23 protein-coding genes are annotated in these 17780 nt (G+C 65.8%); 13 read left to right on the top strand and 10 right to left on the bottom strand.

Annotation, left to right across the window (positions count from 1 at the left end; translation table 11 throughout):
- Positions 1–6 precede the first annotated feature (6 nt).
- Positions 7–1257: a GNAT family N-acetyltransferase gene (locus ACIIOY_RS13930; RefSeq protein ID WP_411035278.1), complete on the bottom strand. Its 1251-nt coding sequence runs from the start codon at positions 1255–1257 to the stop codon at positions 7–9.
- Between the two features lie 188 nt (positions 1258–1445).
- A complete protein-coding gene (locus ACIIOY_RS13935) occupies positions 1446–1664 on the bottom strand; it encodes a DUF2842 domain-containing protein (RefSeq protein WP_411035279.1) in 219 nt (72 codons plus the stop codon).
- A gap of 124 nt (positions 1665–1788) precedes the next feature.
- Between ACIIOY_RS13935 and ACIIOY_RS13940 the strand changes: the two genes are divergently transcribed.
- Genes ACIIOY_RS13940 through ACIIOY_RS13950 form a run of 3 tightly spaced genes read left to right on the top strand, consistent with a single transcriptional unit; the run spans position 1789 to position 3568 of the window.
- Positions 1789–2868 carry a COX15/CtaA family protein gene (locus tag ACIIOY_RS13940; protein WP_411035280.1) on the top strand — a complete coding sequence of 360 codons (1080 nt, stop codon included), beginning with the start codon at positions 1789–1791 and terminating at the stop codon, positions 2866–2868.
- A gap of 53 nt (positions 2869–2921) precedes the next feature.
- Positions 2922–3176, top strand: coding sequence for a type II toxin-antitoxin system VapB family antitoxin (locus ACIIOY_RS13945; RefSeq protein WP_411035281.1), 255 nt, complete (start codon positions 2922–2924; stop codon positions 3174–3176).
- Positions 3176–3568, top strand: coding sequence for a type II toxin-antitoxin system VapC family toxin (locus ACIIOY_RS13950; protein WP_411035282.1), 393 nt, complete (start codon positions 3176–3178; stop codon positions 3566–3568). Before ACIIOY_RS13945 ends, ACIIOY_RS13950 begins: the two co-directional genes overlap by 1 nt.
- 6 nt (positions 3569–3574) lie before the next feature.
- Here ACIIOY_RS13950 and argC read toward each other — a convergent pair whose 3' ends face one another.
- The 5 genes from argC to ACIIOY_RS13975 form a co-directional block, all read right to left on the bottom strand.
- Positions 3575–4507, bottom strand: a complete 933-nt coding sequence (argC, locus tag ACIIOY_RS13955) for an N-acetyl-gamma-glutamyl-phosphate reductase (RefSeq protein WP_411035283.1) — start codon at positions 4505–4507, stop codon at positions 3575–3577.
- Positions 4508–4566: 59 nt separating this feature from the next.
- On the bottom strand, positions 4567–5520 hold the full coding sequence (gene speB / locus ACIIOY_RS13960) for an agmatinase (RefSeq protein WP_411035284.1): 954 nt from the start codon (positions 5518–5520) through the stop codon (positions 4567–4569).
- Positions 5521–5850: 330 nt separating this feature from the next.
- The gene (rpsI, locus tag ACIIOY_RS13965; protein ID WP_411035285.1) at positions 5851–6327 is read right to left on the bottom strand and encodes a 30S ribosomal protein S9; all 477 of its coding nucleotides are present in this window, start codon (positions 6325–6327) and stop codon (positions 5851–5853) included.
- A 2-nt stretch (positions 6328–6329) separates the two neighbouring features.
- Positions 6330–6794, bottom strand: coding sequence for a 50S ribosomal protein L13 (gene rplM, locus ACIIOY_RS13970; protein ID WP_411035286.1), 465 nt, complete (start codon positions 6792–6794; stop codon positions 6330–6332).
- Positions 6795–7023: 229 nt separating this feature from the next.
- Positions 7024–7455, bottom strand: coding sequence for a PaaI family thioesterase (locus ACIIOY_RS13975; RefSeq protein WP_411035287.1), 432 nt, complete (start codon positions 7453–7455; stop codon positions 7024–7026).
- A 137-nt stretch (positions 7456–7592) separates the two neighbouring features.
- Here ACIIOY_RS13975 and ACIIOY_RS13980 point away from each other — a divergent pair, with 137 nt between their 5' ends.
- The 3 genes from ACIIOY_RS13980 to ACIIOY_RS13990 all read left to right on the top strand — a co-directional run bounded on the left by ACIIOY_RS13980 (position 7593) and on the right by ACIIOY_RS13990 (position 9055).
- Complete coding sequence (locus tag ACIIOY_RS13980) at positions 7593–8408, top strand: enoyl-CoA hydratase (RefSeq protein ID WP_411035288.1); 816 nt, start codon at positions 7593–7595, stop codon at positions 8406–8408.
- 64 nt (positions 8409–8472) lie between these two features.
- The gene (locus ACIIOY_RS13985) at positions 8473–8751 is read left to right on the top strand and encodes a type II toxin-antitoxin system RelE/ParE family toxin (protein ID WP_411035289.1); all 279 of its coding nucleotides are present in this window, start codon (positions 8473–8475) and stop codon (positions 8749–8751) included.
- Positions 8752–8767: 16 nt separating this feature from the next.
- Positions 8768–9055: a HigA family addiction module antitoxin gene (locus ACIIOY_RS13990; protein WP_411035290.1), complete on the top strand. Its 288-nt coding sequence runs from the start codon at positions 8768–8770 to the stop codon at positions 9053–9055.
- A 3-nt stretch (positions 9056–9058) separates the two neighbouring features.
- Here the strand turns inward: ACIIOY_RS13990 and ACIIOY_RS13995 are convergent, their stop codons facing one another.
- A complete protein-coding gene (locus tag ACIIOY_RS13995) occupies positions 9059–9895 on the bottom strand; it encodes an EamA family transporter (RefSeq protein ID WP_411035291.1) in 837 nt (278 codons plus the stop codon).
- Positions 9896–10144: 249 nt separating this feature from the next.
- On the opposite strand from ACIIOY_RS13995, the gene ACIIOY_RS14000 reads away from it, so the two are divergent.
- The 4 genes from ACIIOY_RS14000 (at position 10145) to ACIIOY_RS14015 (ending at position 12876) form a co-directional block, all read left to right on the top strand.
- Positions 10145–10582: a CoA-binding protein gene (locus tag ACIIOY_RS14000; protein WP_411035292.1), complete on the top strand. Its 438-nt coding sequence runs from the start codon at positions 10145–10147 to the stop codon at positions 10580–10582.
- 63 nt (positions 10583–10645) lie between these two features.
- A complete protein-coding gene (locus tag ACIIOY_RS14005; protein ID WP_411035293.1) occupies positions 10646–11074 on the top strand; it encodes a CoA-binding protein in 429 nt (142 codons plus the stop codon).
- A 104-nt stretch (positions 11075–11178) separates the two neighbouring features.
- Positions 11179–12462: an O-acetylhomoserine aminocarboxypropyltransferase gene (locus ACIIOY_RS14010; protein ID WP_411035294.1), complete on the top strand. Its 1284-nt coding sequence runs from the start codon at positions 11179–11181 to the stop codon at positions 12460–12462.
- 69 nt (positions 12463–12531) lie between these two features.
- Positions 12532–12876 (top strand): cupin domain-containing protein, encoded by a 345-nt coding sequence (locus ACIIOY_RS14015; protein WP_411035295.1) that lies wholly within the window; start codon positions 12532–12534, stop codon positions 12874–12876.
- Here ACIIOY_RS14015 and ACIIOY_RS14020 read toward each other — a convergent pair whose 3' ends face one another.
- Positions 12877–14127 (bottom strand): cytochrome P450, encoded by a 1251-nt coding sequence (locus ACIIOY_RS14020; RefSeq protein ID WP_411035296.1) that lies wholly within the window; start codon positions 14125–14127, stop codon positions 12877–12879. It abuts the gene before it with no gap.
- Positions 14128–14226: 99 nt separating this feature from the next.
- Here ACIIOY_RS14020 and ACIIOY_RS14025 point away from each other — a divergent pair, with 99 nt between their 5' ends.
- Positions 14227–14475, top strand: coding sequence for a type II toxin-antitoxin system Phd/YefM family antitoxin (locus tag ACIIOY_RS14025; protein WP_411035297.1), 249 nt, complete (start codon positions 14227–14229; stop codon positions 14473–14475).
- A complete protein-coding gene (locus ACIIOY_RS14030) occupies positions 14472–14858 on the top strand; it encodes a type II toxin-antitoxin system VapC family toxin (RefSeq protein WP_411035298.1) in 387 nt (128 codons plus the stop codon). Before ACIIOY_RS14025 ends, ACIIOY_RS14030 begins: the two co-directional genes overlap by 4 nt.
- Here the strand turns inward: ACIIOY_RS14030 and ggt are convergent, their stop codons facing one another.
- Complete coding sequence (gene ggt / locus ACIIOY_RS14035) at positions 14859–16613, bottom strand: gamma-glutamyltransferase (RefSeq protein WP_411035299.1); 1755 nt, start codon at positions 16611–16613, stop codon at positions 14859–14861.
- Between the two features lie 275 nt (positions 16614–16888).
- Here ggt and clpP point away from each other — a divergent pair, with 275 nt between their 5' ends.
- On the top strand, positions 16889–17521 hold the full coding sequence (gene clpP, locus ACIIOY_RS14040) for an ATP-dependent Clp endopeptidase proteolytic subunit ClpP (RefSeq protein WP_411035300.1): 633 nt from the start codon (positions 16889–16891) through the stop codon (positions 17519–17521).
- Positions 17522–17780 lie beyond the last annotated feature (259 nt).

The raw sequence follows: 17780 nt of genomic DNA on the forward strand, positions 1-17780 counted from the left end.
TCGTTTTTAGCCCGGCTCGGCGCCTCCGGAGATGTCCCTCCTGCCGAAGCGGATGCGCTGCAGCAGGGAATAGGCGCGCGGATTCTGCTTGACGAGGCGTTTGGCGGCCGTCTTGGCCCGGTGCGCGCCCGCCGCGGCCCGGCCGGTGAGCGTCGCAGGCCACATCAGATCGTGCTGCGCCGTTTCGATCCGGCACCAGGATCGCTTGTAGGGCTGGTCGCCGATGCCGAAATCGAAGAGGCGCGCGCCTTCGCCGCAAAGCTTCTGGATCGCCAGGTGGAACAGGAATTCGCCGGGGCTCGCGTCGGCCGCGACGCTGTCGTCGATCGATCCGAACTGGCAGACCACGTGGTCGCCCTTGCGCGACAACCCGGTGACGGCGGCGATATGCCCCTCGTGTTCGCCCTGGAGACGCAAGGCGTGGAGCTGGAGCGGATAGTTCCCGTCCGCCGCCGGCATCACGGTGAGCCTGCGGAAGAAGTCGCGCGTGGCCTCGTCGCGGAAGACATCCGGCAGGCCCATCGCCTCGAAGCGCGCGGCCTTCTGGCGGAAGAACACGGCGAGCAGGTCGAGCGCTTGCGCGCCCGGCGGCGCCACCACGTGTTCGTAACCGCCGAGCGCGGCGAGCCGGCGCTCGGAGCTGCGGAACTTCTTGCGGCGGCGCTTGGCGTTGAGCTGCGCCAGCGTCTGCTCGAAGCTCCCGAAGAGCTCGAGCTGGAAGGCGGCGTTCTGGTTCAAACCCGAAGGCAGGGCGGCAAAAGGGCTCCTCCTGCCGCGCCAGTCGAGCGGCACCTTCTCGAGCAGCAGGAGATCGAAGAAGCGGGCGAGCTGGCCGCGCGCCTGCTCCAGCGCCTCGCGCAGCCGCGCTCCGGCTGCGGGGGAGCCGAACTCTTCGGCGTAGAGGCCGGTATTGATGTTGCTGAAGGCTGTTGCGATCAGATGCGCTGTGCGCACCGGGCCGCGGCGCACGATTTCGAGCGGCAGGATGAACTGGGTCCGTCCGTCCCTGACGCCCTCGATGACGAGCACCCGGCAGGCGTGCGTTTCCACCCATGCCCGGCACCAGTCATACCCCTGGTGAAGCGAGAGGTGGTTCTCGGTCTCGATCGCGCGCCAGCGCGCCTCGAGCGGTTCCATGCGGTTGTGCAGGCGGACGGAAAGGGGCGCGGCGGCGGAGATGCGCCGTCCGTCGCCGTCGGCGCTTTCCGAAGCCGGGTCCGCGAGCTTGCGCCCGGACGCCTTGATCTGCAGTTGCATCGCTCCCGACCTCTGCCTTGGGCCAGCGGCCGCATCGCCGCGGCATGACGATAGGCGCCAGACCTGCGGAAATGGTTTAAAGCCGGCCGCCGCCTGCCGTTGCTTCGGCGAAATCGGCAGGTGCGGTTAGCAATTCCATAACGATGCCGGAGGCGAGGGCTGCCGGCGTCGCGTGCAAAACGGCCGGCCTACTCGTCGCGCGGCCTTGCGGGCTTCTCCATCCACTTGATGATGAGCATGGCCGGCAGGATCCAGAGCAGGCCCGTCACCGTGAAATAGAGCAGGTGGATATACCACGGCGATTGCCCGAGCGTGGCGGAGGCGACGGTCGTGGCGACCAGCGCATAGACGAGCACGAGAATGATGATCAGGATCGTGCCGATCAGTTTTCGCAGGCGAGGGGGCATTGTCGGTCTTTCGATCTTTCGGAAACTGGACGCGGCCGGGGCGCGACGGCATGCCGCAAACATTCGGGCCTTGTTTTGCACGGGCGGGTCGGGCAAATCAACGGCGAGAAAAGGAGCCGATGGAATGAACGCCACGACCGTCACCGCATACCGCAGCCACGACGACACGGACAGGACCGGCCGCAACCGCCGTCAGGTGCGGCGCTGGCTGGGCTTCGTGCTGTTCACGCTGTTCGTGCTGGTGCTCGTCGGCGGCGCGACGCGGCTCACCGAATCCGGCCTCTCCATCACCGAATGGAAGCCGGTCCACGGCGTCATCCCGCCGCTGACCGCCGAGGAATGGCAGGAGGAGTTCGACCTCTACAAGCGCATTCCCCAATACGAGCAGATCAACAAGGGCATGACTGTCGAGGAGTTCAAGACGATCTTCTGGTGGGAATGGGCGCACCGGCTGATCGCGCGCTCCATCGGCTTCGTCTTCGCCGTGCCGCTCGCCTTCTTCTGGCTGACCGGCCGCATCGAGAGGAAGCTTCGCTGGCCGCTCGTCGGCCTTCTGGCGCTCGGCGGCTTCCAGGGCTTCATCGGCTGGTGGATGGTGTCCTCCGGCCTCGCCGAGCGCGTCTCGGTCAGCCAGTACCGGCTCGCCGCGCACCTCACCATCGCCTGTCTCATCTTCGCCTGGACGACCTGGCTGATGCGCGCGCTCGCCCCGCACAGCGACGATCCGGCGCCGACCGCGACCTCCAAGCGCATGGCCGGCATCATCGCCTGGATGGCCATCTTCCAGATCTATCTCGGCGCGCTCGTCGCCGGGCTCGACGCGGGCCTTTCCTACAACACCTGGCCGCTGATGGACGGCGCCGTCGTGCCGGGCGGCCTCTTCGTGCAGCAGCCCTGGTGGATCAACCTCTTCGAAAACCCGAAGACGGTGCAGTTCGTCCACCGCATCGGCGCCTACGTGCTCTTCGCGCTCGTCGTCGTCCACATGGTCTCGTGCCTGCGCGCCGCGCCCGAGACGACGCACGCCCGCCGCTCCCTCCTCCTCTTCGCCCTCGTCTGTCTCCAGGCGGCGATCGGCATCCTGACGCTGATCTGGCAGGTCCCCCTCGGCTGGGCGCTCGCCCACCAGGGCGGCGCGCTGGTCGTCCTCGGCTTCGCGGTCGCGCACTGGCGCGGGTTCTACGGGGAAATGGAACGGTCGTGACTTAAAAGGGTGCTTCTTATATAAATCATACTGGTTTATAGAAGAGGTGCCCCATGGCGCTCAGCTTGAAGGACGCGGAAACGGACCGGCTCGCCCGCGAAGTGGCCGCGCTCACCGGCGAAAGCCTGACAACCGCGATCCGCAAGGCGCTCGCCGAACGCCTTGAGCGGGAACGTCGCCGCCGCGGTCGTCCGTTGGACCTGAAGGCGCGGCTGCTCGCGATCGGTGCGGCCTGCGCCGCCTTGCCGGAACAGGATAATCGCTCCGCAGACGAGATCGTCGGATATGACGAAGATGGGCTTTGGTGATGGTCGTCGATACCTCGGCGATGGTGGCCGTTCTCTTCCTGGAAGACGACGCCGAGATGTATGCGGGGGCGCTGGCCGGGGCTGAAAAACGCTTCCTGTCGGCGGTCACCCGCGTCGAGATCGCTTTCGTGATCGAAGGGCGCAGAGGCGAAGCCGGTCGGAAAGCCTTGGAAACCTTCCTTGAAGCCCTTGATCCGGAAATAATGCCTGTCGATCCGGGGCAAGCCGCTCTCGCTATCGAGGCGTTTCGCACCTATGGAAAAGGCCGGCATCCTGCCGGCCTCAACATAGGCGACTGCTTTTCCTATGCGCTGGCAAAGTCTCTCGATGAGCCCTTGCTGTTCAAGGGCAACGATTTCGCTCTGACCGATGTTCGTCCCGCGCTCATCTGAACGCCCTCAGCCCCTCAGCATCAGGTCCATGTTCTGCACGGCCGCGCCCGAAGCGCCCTTGCCGAGATTGTCGAGGAGCGCGACGAGGTTGACGTGCGGGGCGCCGGCGGTGCCGAAGACGTAGAGCTTCATGCGGTCCGTGTCGGCGAGCTCCACCGCGTTGACGCGGGCGAGCGCCGCGCTTTCCTTGAGACCCACCACCTCGACGATGCCCTGACCGGCATAATGGTCGGCGAGCGCCTCGTGGATCGAGCCGAGCGAGGCATGGTCGTTGAGGTCGGCGAGATAGAGCGGCACCTGCACGATCATGCCCTGCGGGAACTTTCCGACGGAGGGCGAGAAGAGGGGCGCGCGGGAGAGCAGGCCATGCACCTGCATCTCCGGCACGTGCTTGTGCTTGAGCGGCAGGCCGTAGAGGAAGTGGGGCGCGTCGATGTGCTCGGGATGGCCCGGATCCTCCATCTGCGCGATGAGCTGCTTGCCGCCGCCGGTATAGCCGGAGACGGCATTGACCGTGACCGGATAGTCCTCCGGCAGGATGCCGGCGAGCCGCAGCGGGCGGATGAGGCCGATGGCGCCCGTCGGGTAGCAGCCGGGATTGGCGACATGGCGGGCACGTGCGATCTTCGCCGGCTGTTCGCTGTCCATCTCGGCAAAGCCGTAGACCCACTCCGGATCGACGCGGTGCGCCGTGGAGGTGTCGATGATGCGCACCCGGTTGTTGCCGGCGACCATGGCGACCGCTTGCCTGGCCGCATCGTCCGGCAGGCAGAGGATCGCGACGTCCGCGCTATTGATGAGGTCCTCGCGCAGCCTGGCGTTGCGGCGCTCGGCCTCCGGAATGGACAGAAGCTCCACATCGCCCCGGCCGGCCATGCGCGTGCGGATCTGCAGGCCCGTCGTGCCGTGTTCGCCATCGATGAAGATCTTCGGTTTCATCTGCTGTCCAATCCTGTTCCTGCGGTTCGCGGCCGGTATAGACCCTTGTCCCGTCGCATTCAACGCCGCTCGGCGAGCCATTCGGCGCGAAGGCCGAGCATGTACATGGCGATGGTCGAGCCGGCGATGGCGGTGATGTCGGCATGGTCGTAGGCGGGGGCCACCTCCACGACGTCGGACCCCACCACATGCAGCGCGCCGAGCTTGCGCAGCACCGAAAGGATCTTTGCGCTCGACGGGCCGCCGGAGACCGGCGTACCGGTGCCGGGCGCATAGGCGGGGTCCAGGCAGTCGATGTCGAAGGTGAGATAGGTGGAGCGTGCGCCGACATGCCGGACGATCGTGTCGGCAAGCTCGCCCGCGCTCATCTCCTCCACCTCGTAGCCGTAAAGGATGCGGATGCCGCAATCCTCCGGCGCGTGGGTGCGGATGCCGACCTGGATCGACGTCTCCGCGTCTATCAGCCCCTCGCGCACCGCCGTTCCCACAAAGGAGCCGTGGTCGATGCGGCCCTTCTCGTCCGGCCAGGTATCCTGGTGGGCGTCGAACTGCACGAGGGAGAGGGGGCCGTACTTTTCCGCGTGCGCACGCAGCAGCGGCAGGGTGATGAAATGGTCGCCGCCGAGCGTCAGCAGGTAGGCGCCGGATTTCAGGATCTTCTTCGCCTCGCGCTCGATCGTGCCCGGCGTCTTCTGGTGGTTGCCGTAGTCGAGCAGGCAGTCGCCGTAGTCGATGACGGCCATGTCCGCGAAGAGGTCGCGCTCGAAGGGATATTGCGGGTCGTTGTCCATGATCGCCGAGGCGCGCCGGATCGCCTGCGGCCCGAAGCGCGCGCCGGGACGGTTGGAGGTCGCGGCATCGAAGGGAATGCCCCAGACGACCGCGTCGACATCCTTCAGCGCCTTGGTGTAGCGCCGGCGCATGAAGGAGAGGATGCCCGCATGGGTCGGGTCCGATGCGGCACTCTTCAGCGTCTTTGCCGTGATAGCGTGGTCGATCGTCTTGTTGGCCATAAATGTCCCTCCGAATGTGGCGGGACGTTCGCCAATCGCGGGGCTTTAGGCAAGGGGGTAAATGGGGCGGGAAAGGGGGATGGGCCACTTTCGGGCGCGGTTGTGAGGTTGCCCCTCATCCCGCGGCCGCGACCTTCTCCTCCGCAAGCGGGGAGAAGGAACACTGTCGCCATGTTTTCCTACCTTTTGGCAGGACGTCGCCACAACGCCCTTCTCCCTGCTTGCGGGGAGAAGGTGCCGGCAGGCGGATGAGGGGCAATCCACCTATCCCAAAAACGAAAAGGCCGGGGCGAACCCCGGCCTTTCCTGAAGAGCAAGTCTTCCGAGCGATCAACGCTTGGAGAACTGGAACGAACGGCGTGCCTTGGCGCGGCCGTACTTCTTGCGTTCGACGACGCGCGAGTCGCGGGTCAGGAAGCCGCCCTTCTTGAGGATCGGGCGCAGGCCCGGCTCGAAGTAGGTCAGCGCCTTGGAGATGCCGTGACGGACGGCACCGGCCTGGCCGGAAAGGCCACCGCCGGCGACGGTCGCGTCGATGTCGAACTGGCCGTCGCGGGCCGCCGCGACGATCGGCTGCTGCAGGATCATCTGCAGGACCGGGCGGGCGAAATAGGCTTCGAACGACTTGCCGTTGACGGTGATCTTGCCGGAGCCCGGCTTGACCCACACGCGGGCGACGGCGTCCTTGCGCTTGCCGGTGGCGTAGGAACGGCCCTGGGCGTCAACCTTCTTGACGTGAACCGGGGCGGAGGCAGCGGGAGCTGCGGCAGCGACGCCGAGGTCCTTGAGGGAGGAGAGGTCGGCCATGATCAGGCGCTCCTTGTGTTCTTGCTGTTCAGCTTGGCGACGTCGAGGACGGTCGGCTGCTGGGCTTCGTGCGGGTGGTTGGAGCCTGCATAGACGCGCAGGTTCTTCATCTGGCGACGGCCGAGGGGGCCGCGCGGAACCATGCGCTCGACGGCCTTCTCGAGGACGCGCTCCGGAAAGCGGCCTTCGATGATCTGGCGCGCGGTGCGCTCCTTGATGCCGCCCGGGTAGCCGGTGTGCCAGTAGTACTTCTTGTCGGCGTACTTCTTGCCGGTGAAGACGACCTTGTCGGCGTTGATCACGATGACGTTGTCACCGTCGTCGACGTGGGGCGTGAAGGTGGCCTTGTGCTTGCCGCGCAGGCGGTTGGCGATGAGGGTAGCGAGGCGACCGACAACGAGGCCTTCGGCGTCGATGAGGATCCACTTCTTCTCTACCTCGGCGGGCTTCTGTACGAAGGTTGCCATAGGATCAGCTCTTTCTCAGGATCCCGAAGGCCTTGCGGGCCACGGGCGTTTCTTGTTGCTTGGTTTGGCACCTGCGGATGCCAAAAATCGAACGCGGCCCGAGGGGACCGCGATCTGGAGCGGCTTATAAGCGAGGCCCGATCTGGCGTCAAGGGACGATGATCGCGAAGTGTCAAAGATAATATAGTGAAAACAATAGCTTATGAAAGCGGTATTTTGATACCACAAATTATCGCGGCGGAATCGAATAGGTCGCCGTGGCGTGCGCCACCAGATCGTCGGCATCCTCGCCGAAAATCGAGGCCTCGACGACCGCCAGCCGCTTGCCGAGCTTCAGGATGCGGCAGGTGCAGGAGAGGGGGCCGGGCGCGGGCTTGCGCAGGAAGTTGATGTTGAGATTGGTGGTGACGGCGAGCGCCACCGGGCCGATATGGGCAAGCACCGCACAATAGGCGCCGACATCGGCGAGCGCGAAGAGCGTGGGGCCGGAGACCGTGCCGCCGGGGCGCAGGTGCCGCTCGTTGGGCACAAGGCGCAGGACCACCGTGCTAGGCCCCACCTCCGTCACCTCGAACACCTTGCCGTCCGTGTGAAGCTGCGGGAAGTCGGTTTCGAGGAAGCGGTTCAGCGCTTCCGGCTCCATGATCGGCGTCAGTTCCATGGCATGGCCTCCTGTCGCGAGCTTTACAGACCGATTTGCCGGCCGCGGCAAGCCCTCTCAAAGTCTATGCCGCCACGCTTGAAACCGGCTGCCGCCAGGCGTAGGACCGCAGGCGGAGAACAGCGAAGGAGGCGGTCATGGCGGATGTGGTGTCGTTCAGGAAGGAGGAGGCGCCCGGTCCGGTGCGCGTCGAGCGGTCCGAACCGATCCTCCGGATCACGCTCAGCAACCCGCCGGCCAACGTCCTCTCCATCGCGGTGATGGAAGCCCTTGCGGAGGCGCTCGACGCGGCCGCGGCCGACGACGCCATCCGCGTGGTCGTGCTGGCGTCCACCGGAAACGTCTTCTCCGCCGGCCACGACCTCAAGGAGATGACGGCGCATCGCGCGGACGCGGATGGCGGGCGCGCCTTCTTCGAGAAGACGATGCGCATGGCGGCGGACATTATGCTGAAGATCGCCGCGCTGCCGCAGCCGGTGGTGGCCGAGATCGACGGGCTTGCGACCGCGGCCGGCTGCCAGCTCGTCGCGAGCTGCGACCTTGCCATCTGCACGGACACGTCCGCCTTCTGCACGCCGGGGGTCAATATCGGCCTCTTCTGCTCGACGCCGATGGTCGCCGTTACCCGCGCCGCCCATCCCAAGCAGGCGATGGAGATGCTGCTGACCGGCGAGACGATCGACGCCTCCACCGCCAAGGATTTCGGCCTCGTCAACCGCATCGTGCCGCGGCAATACCTGCGCCAGGTGATCGACAAATACGCCTCGGTCATCACTTCGAAGTCGCCGCAGGCGCTGCGCATCGGCAAGGCCGCCTTCCGCGCGCAGGCCGGCCTGCCGGTTGCGGAAGCCTACGACGTCGCCGTCGCGACCATGGTGGACAACATGTTCGCGGACGACGCGAAGGAGGGGATCGGTGCGTTTCTGGACAAGCGGATGCCGGAGTGGAAATAACGTTTAGAGACAGGTGTTACGTTTAACGTTAGACGTACTCCGCAAAGCGGAGTATGCTGGGCGGATGATCAAATCCATTGCGGACACCGCAACACGGCAGTTCATCGAAACGGGAAAGTCCCGGTTTTCTGGCCTCGATCCGGCAAAGGCGATGGCGCGTCTGAACGTCCTGAATGCCGCGCGCAGTCTGGACGATATATCCCCGCTACGCTCGATAGGGCTGCATAAGCTTGCCGGTGATCGAAAGGGGCAATGGGCCATGACGATCAACGGACCTTGGCGCCTGTGTTTTCGCTTTGAAAACGGAGACGCCTACGACGTCGAAATCGTCGATTATCATTGATTGAAGGAGTAAGCGGATGTTCGAGGTTCATCCCGGTTCCATCCTGAAGGAAGAGCTTGAGGCACGCCAGATGAGCGGCAACGCGCTTGCGCTTGCGCTAAGGATCAATTCCGGCCGCGTATCGGAAATCTTGAACGGCAAGCGCGGAGTTTCTGCGGATACCGCGCTTCGGCTCGGCCGTTATTTTGGCAATGACCCGCAGTTTTGGCTCGGGCTGCAGGCAGCCTACGACCTTGCGGTTGCCCGGCGCGAAAGCGGAGAAAAGATCTTGCGGGAGGTTCTTCCCGCCCAAACGGCGGCATAGCGCTTACGCCAGCTTCAGCACCAGCACGCCCGCGGCGATTACCGCGCCGGCGATGTAGCGCCAGAGGCTCGCCTTCTCCTTGAGGATGAAGACGGAGATGAGGAGGGCGAAGAGGATGGCGGTTTCGCGCAGCGCCGCGACGGTGGCGACCGGCGCCCTGGTCATCGCCCACAGCGCAAGGCCATAGGAGGCGATGGAGCCGGCGCCGCCGAAGAGGCCGCGCGCCCAGTTTCGGCGCACGTGGCTCCAGACGGGTGCGGTGCCGCGGCGTGCGATCGCCCAGCCGAAGAGCAGGACGGGCGGCAGCAGCGACATCCACAGCGTATAGGAGACGGCGTTTCCCGAGGCGCGCGCGCCGGCGGCGTCGACGAATGTGTAGGTGGCGATGACGGCGGCGTTCGCGAGCGCGTAGAGGATGGCGCGCCGCCCGCCGTACCGCGATTCGAAGGCAAGCGTCAGGACGCCGGCGGAGATGACCAGCACCCCCGCCATGGCCGCAGGCGCCAGATGTTCGCCGAGGACGATGCCGCTGGTCATAGCGACGAGGAGCGGGGCCGCGCCGCGCATCAGCGGATAGACGAGGCCGATGTCGCCGGCCCTGTAGGCCGCCGCGACGAGCTGGAAATAGGCGAACTGGAGCGCGGCGGACGCCAGGATGAAGGGCCAGGCCCCGGGATGGGGCAGCGGCACCAGCGGCAGGCAGAAGAGGCCCACAATGCCGCCGCCGAGCGAAACCATCGAAGCGTCGAGCGACTTGTCCGTGCCGGATTTGACAAGGGCGTTCCAGGTCGCATGCAGGGCCGCGCCGAACAGCACGAGAAGGAGAACGTCAAGCGGCAATCTGGGACCTCGGAGGGGCGGCCACGCGCAAGGGGAGAAGGCCCTTCATCAGCCCAAAGCCGGCGATTTGCAATCGGGATTTTCGCCGCGCGCGCATCGTAAAGGGCCGAAAACGCGAAAAGTGACCCGGATTGGCACAATCCACCCGTGCGCGGGCCTTTGGGCACAATCGTCTTCTTTAAGGTTCTGCGCTAGGCTGCAACGTGGAAGACGCGTGAGAGACGGTCGCGAAAGCTGGAGGAGGCAGCGATGAACCACGATCACTATCCCGACAGCTACATCCGCCACATCCTGAAGTCCGTGCGCACGATCGCCGTGCTCGGCGCCTCGCCGAACGATTCGCGGCCAAGCCACGGCGTCATGGGCTTCCTGCTCGGCAAGGGCTACCGTGTCATTCCGGTCAATCCGGGCCATGCCGGCAAGAAAATCCTCGGCCAGACCGTCTATGCCCGCCTTGCCGACATTCCCGAGCCGATCGACATGGTCGACGTCTTCCGTGCTGCGAGCCAGCTCCAGTCGGTCGTCGACGAGGTGCTGGCGCTTCGCCCCTTGCCCTTCGTGCTGTGGGGCCAGTTCACCGTGCGCGACGACGCGGCGGCCGCACGGGCGGAGGCTGCCGGCATCCGGGTCGTCATGGATCGCTGCCCCGTCACGGAGTATCCGGTGCTGATGCTCAAGGCCTCCTGACGGCGCCCGTATTGACTTCACGTTGCGTTACCCCAATTCTCCGCGCAGAAACGGGACGACGCCATGAATCATGCTTCCTATCCAGACTACTACATTGCCGACATCCTGCGCTCGACGAAGGTGATCGCGCTCGTCGGCGCTTCGCCGAATCCGGAGCGGCCGAGCTATCGGGTCATGGCCTTCCTGCTGCGCAAGGGCTATCGCGTCATCCCGGTCAATCCCGGCCAGGCCGGCAAGGAGATCCTCGGGCAGCCGGTCGTCGCCCGCCTTGCCGACATCGTCGAGCCGATCGACATGGTCGATGTTTTCCGCGCGGCCGACGCCCTGCCGTCGGTGGTGGAGGAGGTGCTTGCGCTCTCCCCGCTACCGAAGGTCGTCTGGGGCCAGCTCTCGGTGCGCCACGACGAGGCTGCCGCCCGGGCCGAGGCGGCCGGCATCAAGGTGGTGATGGACCGTTGCCCGGCGATCGAATATCCGCGCCTCGTCGCGTGAGACCGAAGCTCCCGCCGCTCCGCGCGCTTGCGGGAAATCTCCCTTTGACCGGCCTCTAACTCTCTGAAATAGTCCCCCAAAACAGCAATTTGGGAGGCCATTCCATGACGAAGAACAAGCCGGGATTTTCCACGCTCGCCATCCACGCCGGCGCGCAGCCCGACCCCACGACCGGCGCGCGCGCGACGCCGATCTACCAGACCACCAGCTTCGTCTTCAACGACACGGACCACGCCGCCTCGCTCTTTGGCCTGCAGGCCTTCGGCAATATCTACACCCGCATCATGAACCCGACGCAGGCCGTGCTCGAAGAGCGCGTCGCCGCCCTTGAAGGCGGCACGGCGGCGCTCGCCGTCGCCTCGGGCCATGCCGCGCAGCTCCTCGTCTTCCACACGATCATGCGCCCGGGCGACAATTTCATCGCCGCACGCCGGCTCTACGGCGGCTCGATCAACCAGTTCGGCCATTCCTTCAAGACCTTCGACTGGCACGTGCGCTGGGCCGATACGGGCGACCTCTCGACGTTCGAGAACCAGATCGACGACAGGACCAAGGCGATCTTCATCGAGAGTCTTGCAAACCCCGGCGGCACCTTCGTCGACATTGCCGGCATCGCCGAGATCGCCCACCGCCACGGCTTGCCGCTCATCGTCGACAACACGATGGCAACGCCCTACCTGGTGCGCCCGCTGGAGCACGGCGCCGACATCGTCGTGCATTCGCTGACCAAGTTCATGGGCGGCCACGGCAATTCCATGGGCGGCGTCATCGTCGACGGCGGCACCTTCGACTGGTCCGCCTCGGGCAAGTATCCGGCGCTCTCCGAGCCGCGGCCGGAATATGCCGGCATGGTGCTGCATGCCACCTTCGGCAACTTCGCCTTCGCCATCGCCTGCCGCGTGCTCGGCCTGCGCGACTTCGGCCCCGCCATCTCGCCCTTCAACGCCTTCCAGATCCTGACCGGCATCGAGACCCTGCCGCTCAGGATGCAGCGCCACTGCGACAATGCGCTCGCCGTCGCCACGTGGCTGAAGGGTCACGACAAGGTGGCCTGGGTCACCTATGCCGGCCTCGACGACGATCCGAACCACGCCCTCCAGCAGCGCTATTCGCCCAAGGGAGCAGGGGCCGTCTTCACCTTCGGCCTCAAGGGCGGCTACGAGTCGGGAAAACGCTTCGTGGAAGGGCTGGAAATGCTCTCGCACCTCGCCAATATCGGCGACACGCGCTCGCTCGTCATCCATCCGGCCTCGACGACCCACCGCCAGCTCACCGAGGAGCAGCAGGTGGCCGCCGGCGCCGGGCCGGACGTCGTGCGCCTGTCGATCGGCATCGAGGATGCCGCCGACATCATCGCGGATATCGAGCAGGCGCTGGCCAAGGCGTAAGGGAGGCTGCCCCTCGTCCGGCCTGCCGGACGAGGGACAACGCGCCTCCGAACGCAAAAAGGAACCGTCATGACCAAGGCACGCACTTTCGACATTTCCGGCATCGAGCCCGAGACGGGCCGTCCGGCCGCGGACCGGCTGATCGCCGGCGATCCGGTCTTCACGAGCTGGAACGTCGAGGAGGCCGAGGGCGGCATCTATTCCGGCATCTGGCAGTCGACGCCCGGCGCCTGGCGCATCGAATATGACGAATGGGAATATTTCCATATCCTCGAAGGCCGCTCCATCGTCACGTCCGACGACGGCGAGGTCTTCCACCTTGCTGCCGGTGACCGCCTGATCCTCAGACCCGGCTTCAAGGGAATCTGGGAAGTCGTTGAAACGACTCGCAAGGACTACGTCATCCGGCTCTGATCACCACGTGAGCTCCAGCGCCTCCAGCCCGTGGAAGTGGTAGACGTCCTTCACCACGGGTTTTTCGGCGATCCTCAGCCCCGGCAGGCGCCGGAATAGGATCGGCAGGGCGATGTTGAGCTCCAGCCGGGCGAGCGGCGCACCGATGCAGAAATGGATGCCGGCGCCGAAGGAGAGGTTGGCGCCCTCGTCACGCTGCGGCTTGAAGGTGAGCGGATCGGAGAACTTCCTCGGGTCGAGATTGGCGGCGGCGAGGATCATCGCCACCTTGTCGCCGCGGCGCAGCGGGATGCCGTCGAGCTCGACATCTTCCAGCGCATAGCGCTCGAAGATGTGCACCGGCGCGGAGATGCGCAGGCACTCCTCGACCGTGCGCTCCGTCGCCTTCGCGTCCGCAAAGAGCACGGCGGGATCGGCACCGTTCTCGAGGATGGTGCGCACCGCATTGCCGATCTGGTGCACCGTCGCCTCGTGGCCGGCGTTGAGCAGCACGATGGTCGTGGAGACCAGTTCGTCCTCTGTGAGCAGCTGGCCGCGGTGCTCCGTATGCACCATGTGCGAGAGCAGGTCTTCGCGGGGCGCCGCCCGGCGCTCGGCGATCACGCCGCGCACATAGTCGGAAAATTCCTCCGCCGCCCTGTCGGCCGCGATCTCGTCCTCGTGCGTCCGGCCGAACATGTACATGCGCACATAGGCGTGCGACCACTTGAGGAGCTGCGGCCCCATCTCGTCGGGAATGCCGATCATGCGCGCGATCATCGTCACCGGCAGGATGTCGGCGAAGGCGGAAAGCAGCTCGACGCGCCCGTCCTTCTCGAACCGGTCGATCGCCTGGTGGCAGAGTTCGGTGATCTCCGGCGTCAGCCGCTCGATCGTGCGCGAGACGAAGGCGCGGTTGACGAGCGTGCGCAGCCGCGTGTGCTCCGGCGGCTCCAGCTCCAGAAGCGACCAGGCCTCCGCCGAATCGAAATGCCGCACATGCGGCTGCGGCTCGGGAAGCCCGAGTTCCTCGCGCGTCGCCACATGCAGGATCTGCCGTCCGAAGCGGCGGTCGCGCAGCAGGCCGTTCACGTGGTCGTAGCCCGTGAAATACCATTGCCGCTGCTCTTCCCACCAGAAGGTGGGACAGTGCGCGTGCAGCGCGGCATAGACCGGGTTCGGATCGCGATAGAAACCGGGGTCGCGCGCATCGAGCGAAACGCGGCGGCTGACGGGATCGATGGTGAGGAAGGGGAAGGGAGTTGTGGTCATGGCCGATCGGTAGCGCATTCCGGCGCGAGGGAAAACCGGAATTTGATTTCTCGATGAGATTAAACTAAGTCTGGTAAACTAAGTCCGGTGGAGGCCAGGATGCGCGTCGTCAATATTCATGAAGCCAAGACGCATCTGTCGCGTCTTGTCGAGCAGGCCGCGGAAGGTGAACCCTTCGTCATCGCCAAGGCGGGCAAGCCCATGGTGCGGGTCGTGCCGCTGGAGGAAGGCGGCAAGAAGCCGTCTCCAAGCCGCTTCGGGTTTCTTCGCGGGCAGCTCAAGGTGCCCGCCGACTTCGATACGATGGGCCAGGAGGAAATCGAAAAGACGTTTCGCGGTGAAGAATGAGGCTGTTGATCGACACCCATCTCCTGATCTGGGCTGCCGAAGGGGCCGAGCACCTCAGTACCGGGGCCGTCGGACTGATGGCCGATCCGGACAATGTGCTGGTCTTCAGCGCCGCAAGCATCTGGGAGGTCGCAATCAAGCAAACCCTGAATCGGCGGGACTTCTCCGCCGATGCGTCCCTTCTTCGGCGCGGCCTCCTCGAAAGCGGCTATGAGGAGCTGGCGGTCAACGCCGCCCATGCGGTCGCGGCGGCAGACCTTCCGGACACTCACGCCGATCCATTCGATCGCATGCTCATCGCCCAGGCGCGGACCGAAGGTCTCCTGCTGCTGACCGCCGACCGGCGCTTGGCATCCTGTGGCGGCCCGATCCGCCTCGTCTGATCAACGCCCGAGGGCAATCCCTTCCCGCCGCGGATCGGCGGCGCCCTTCAGCCCGTCGGCGGTAAGCTCGATGGCGTGCAGGCCGGAGGTCATCTCGCCGGCCTTCACCTCGTAGCCGAGCGCCTTCAGCGGCCCGGCCAGCTTTTCCGCATCGGTGCCGGCTTCGAGCTCGTAGGGGCCGAAGCGGTTGACGAGGTGCGGCATGGCCACGACCGCGCCGACATCAAGGCCCCAGTCGATATAGGCGATCAGCGCCTGGGCGACATAGCCGATGATCTGGCTGCCGCCGGGCGAGCCGATGGCGACGAGCGGCCTGCCGTCCTTCATCACGATGGTCGGCGACATGGAGGAGCGGGGCCGTTTTCCCGGCTCGACGCGGTTGGCGACCGGCATGCCCCCGTCATGGGTCTCGAAGGAGAAGTCGGTGAGCTCGTTGTTGAGCAGGAAGCCGCCCGCCATCAGCCGCGAGCCGAAGCCGTTCTCGATGGTGGTGGTCATGGAGACGACGTTGCCCGCCTTGTCGACGATGACGAAATGGCTGGTGGAGGGCAGCTCGATCGCCGCATCCCGGCCGAAGTTGAGGGCGTGGTCCCATTCCGGCTTGCCGGCGGCCACGGCATCGTCGCCGAGCGCCCTGTCGCCGTCGAGCAGCCTGGCGCGTTCGCCGAGATAGGCCTTGTCGAGGAGCCCCTTGATCGGGGCGGGCACGAAATCGGTATCGGCGAGGTAGCGCCCGCGGTCGGCGAAGGCGAGGCGCTGGGCATCGCCGATCAGGCGCCAGCTTTCCGGATTGTCCCTGCCGAGGGCCTTGAGGTCGAAGTTCTCCAGCATGCCGAGCATCTGGCCGATCGCCACCGCGCCGGAGGAGGGCGGGCCCATGCCGCAGACGTCGAGCGCCCGGTAGGTGACGCAGACCGGCGGGCGCTCCTTCACCCGGTAGTTGGCGAGGTCGGCGAGCGAGAGCACGCCGGCGTTCCTTGCCGACATGCGCACCGTATCGACGATCGCCTCGGCGATCGGGCCGGTGTAGAAGGCCGTCGCGCCGCCCTCGGCGATGGCCGAGAGCGTTTCGGCATAGGCGGGATTGCGCAGGCGCGTGCCGGCCTTCAGCGGCGCGCCGTCGGCGCCGAAGAAGTAGGAGGCCGTCGCCTCGAAGGCCTTCAGCCGTTCGCCTTCCGCCGCGATCAGGCCGGCAAGGCGCGGCGAGACTGCAAAGCCTTCGCGGGCGAGCTTTTCCGCCGGCGCGAAGAGGTCCCGCCACGGTGTCCGGCCCCAGCGGTTGTGCGCCTCCTGCATCAGCAGGACGGTGCCGGGCGTGCCGACCGAGCGCCCGCCGACGACGGCGTCGAAGAATTCCATCGGCTGGCCCTTGTCGTCGAGGAAGAGTTTGGGCGTTGCCTCCATCGGGGCGGTCTCGCGGCCGTCGAGCGTGACGATGCGCTTCGCCCCCGCGTCGTAGTAGACGAGGAAGGCGCCGCCGCCGAGGCCGGAGGACTGCGGCTCGACGAGGCCGAGCACGGTTTGAACGGCGACCATGGCGTCGATCGCGCTGCCGCCGGCGGCAAGGATCTTCTCCCCGGCCTCCGCCGCGAGGGGATGGGCGGCGGCCACCATGTGCTCCTTCGCGGTGACGACCTTCGCCGCCGCAAGGCCCGTCGCCCGCTCGGGCGCGAACGTGTCGGAGGCCTGCTGGGCGGGGGCGCTCGCCGCGGTGAGGAAGAAAAGCCCGATGGCTGCGATCGATCGTGTGGTCATGGCTGCCTCCGCCCGGCGGGTATGGGCGCCGGGCGCCCGCAGATGCGGGGGAAGGCGGATGGCCGGATTCATCCTTCCTTCACCCCGGCGGCGCCGCGGTTGTGGAAATCGTCCCCTCCCGCCGCGCCGGTTAACCGCATTCTGGCATAGAGCGCCGCAAAACGCTCGGCCGTCTTGAAGTCCCTTACCCTGACACTCTATGTAGGGAAGACGAAACTTGCTGATTCCCAACGCGTGGCGACGGGTTTCAGGGCCACTTGAGATGAAGGATTGACATGAAAAATCCCGTAGATACCGCCATGGCTCTGGTGCCGATGGTCGTCGAGCAGACCAACCGCGGCGAACGTTCCTACGACATCTATTCGCGTCTCCTGAAAGAGCGCATCATCTTCCTGACGGGTCCCGTCGAGGATCACATCGCCACGCTCGTCTGCGCGCAGCTTCTTTTCCTCGAGGCGGAGAACCCGAAGAAGGAGATCGCGCTCTACATCAATTCGCCCGGCGGCGTGGTCACCTCCGGCATGGCGATCTACGACACGATGCAGTTCATCAGGCCGGCCGTGTCGACGCTCTGCATCGGCCAGGCGGCGTCCATGGGCTCGCTGCTTCTGGCGGCCGGCCACAAGGACATGCGCTTCGCCACGCCGAACGCCCGCATCATGGTCCACCAGCCGTCCGGCGGCTTCTCGGGCCAGGCGTCCGACATCGAGCGCCATGCAAAAGACATCCTCAAGATGAAGCGTCGCCTCAACGAGGTCTACGTCAGGCACTGCGGCCGCACCTACGAGGAAGTGGAACAGACGCTCGACCGCGACCATTTCATGAGTGCGGACGAGGCGAAGGAGTGGGGTCTCGTCGACCGCGTCATCACCAGCCGCGAGGCCATCGAGGGCGTGGAAGGCGCGTGAGGTCAAGGTTTTGTGTGCGGATGAGGCATATTGTGACACATTTGTAATGGTCACGGGGCTTTATCCCCACCGCAAAGCCGTTAATATTGGCCGTTAATGCTATGTTGATTTGTGACGACCTAGCATTCGGTATTTCGGTGGGGGATTCGTTGCCACCGGTCGGGGCCTGGCCCCGGTCCCGGTCAGTACCCCTGGAGCCTTTTGAAGGATGCGCGCGCTACCGAAAAAGGCGGTTTGAGTGTCCGGCCATCTTCGCAAG

Origin of the sequence: Shinella agrisoli (assembly GCF_046557955.1) — a bacterium.
Classification (GTDB): Bacteria; Pseudomonadota; Alphaproteobacteria; order Rhizobiales; family Rhizobiaceae; genus Shinella.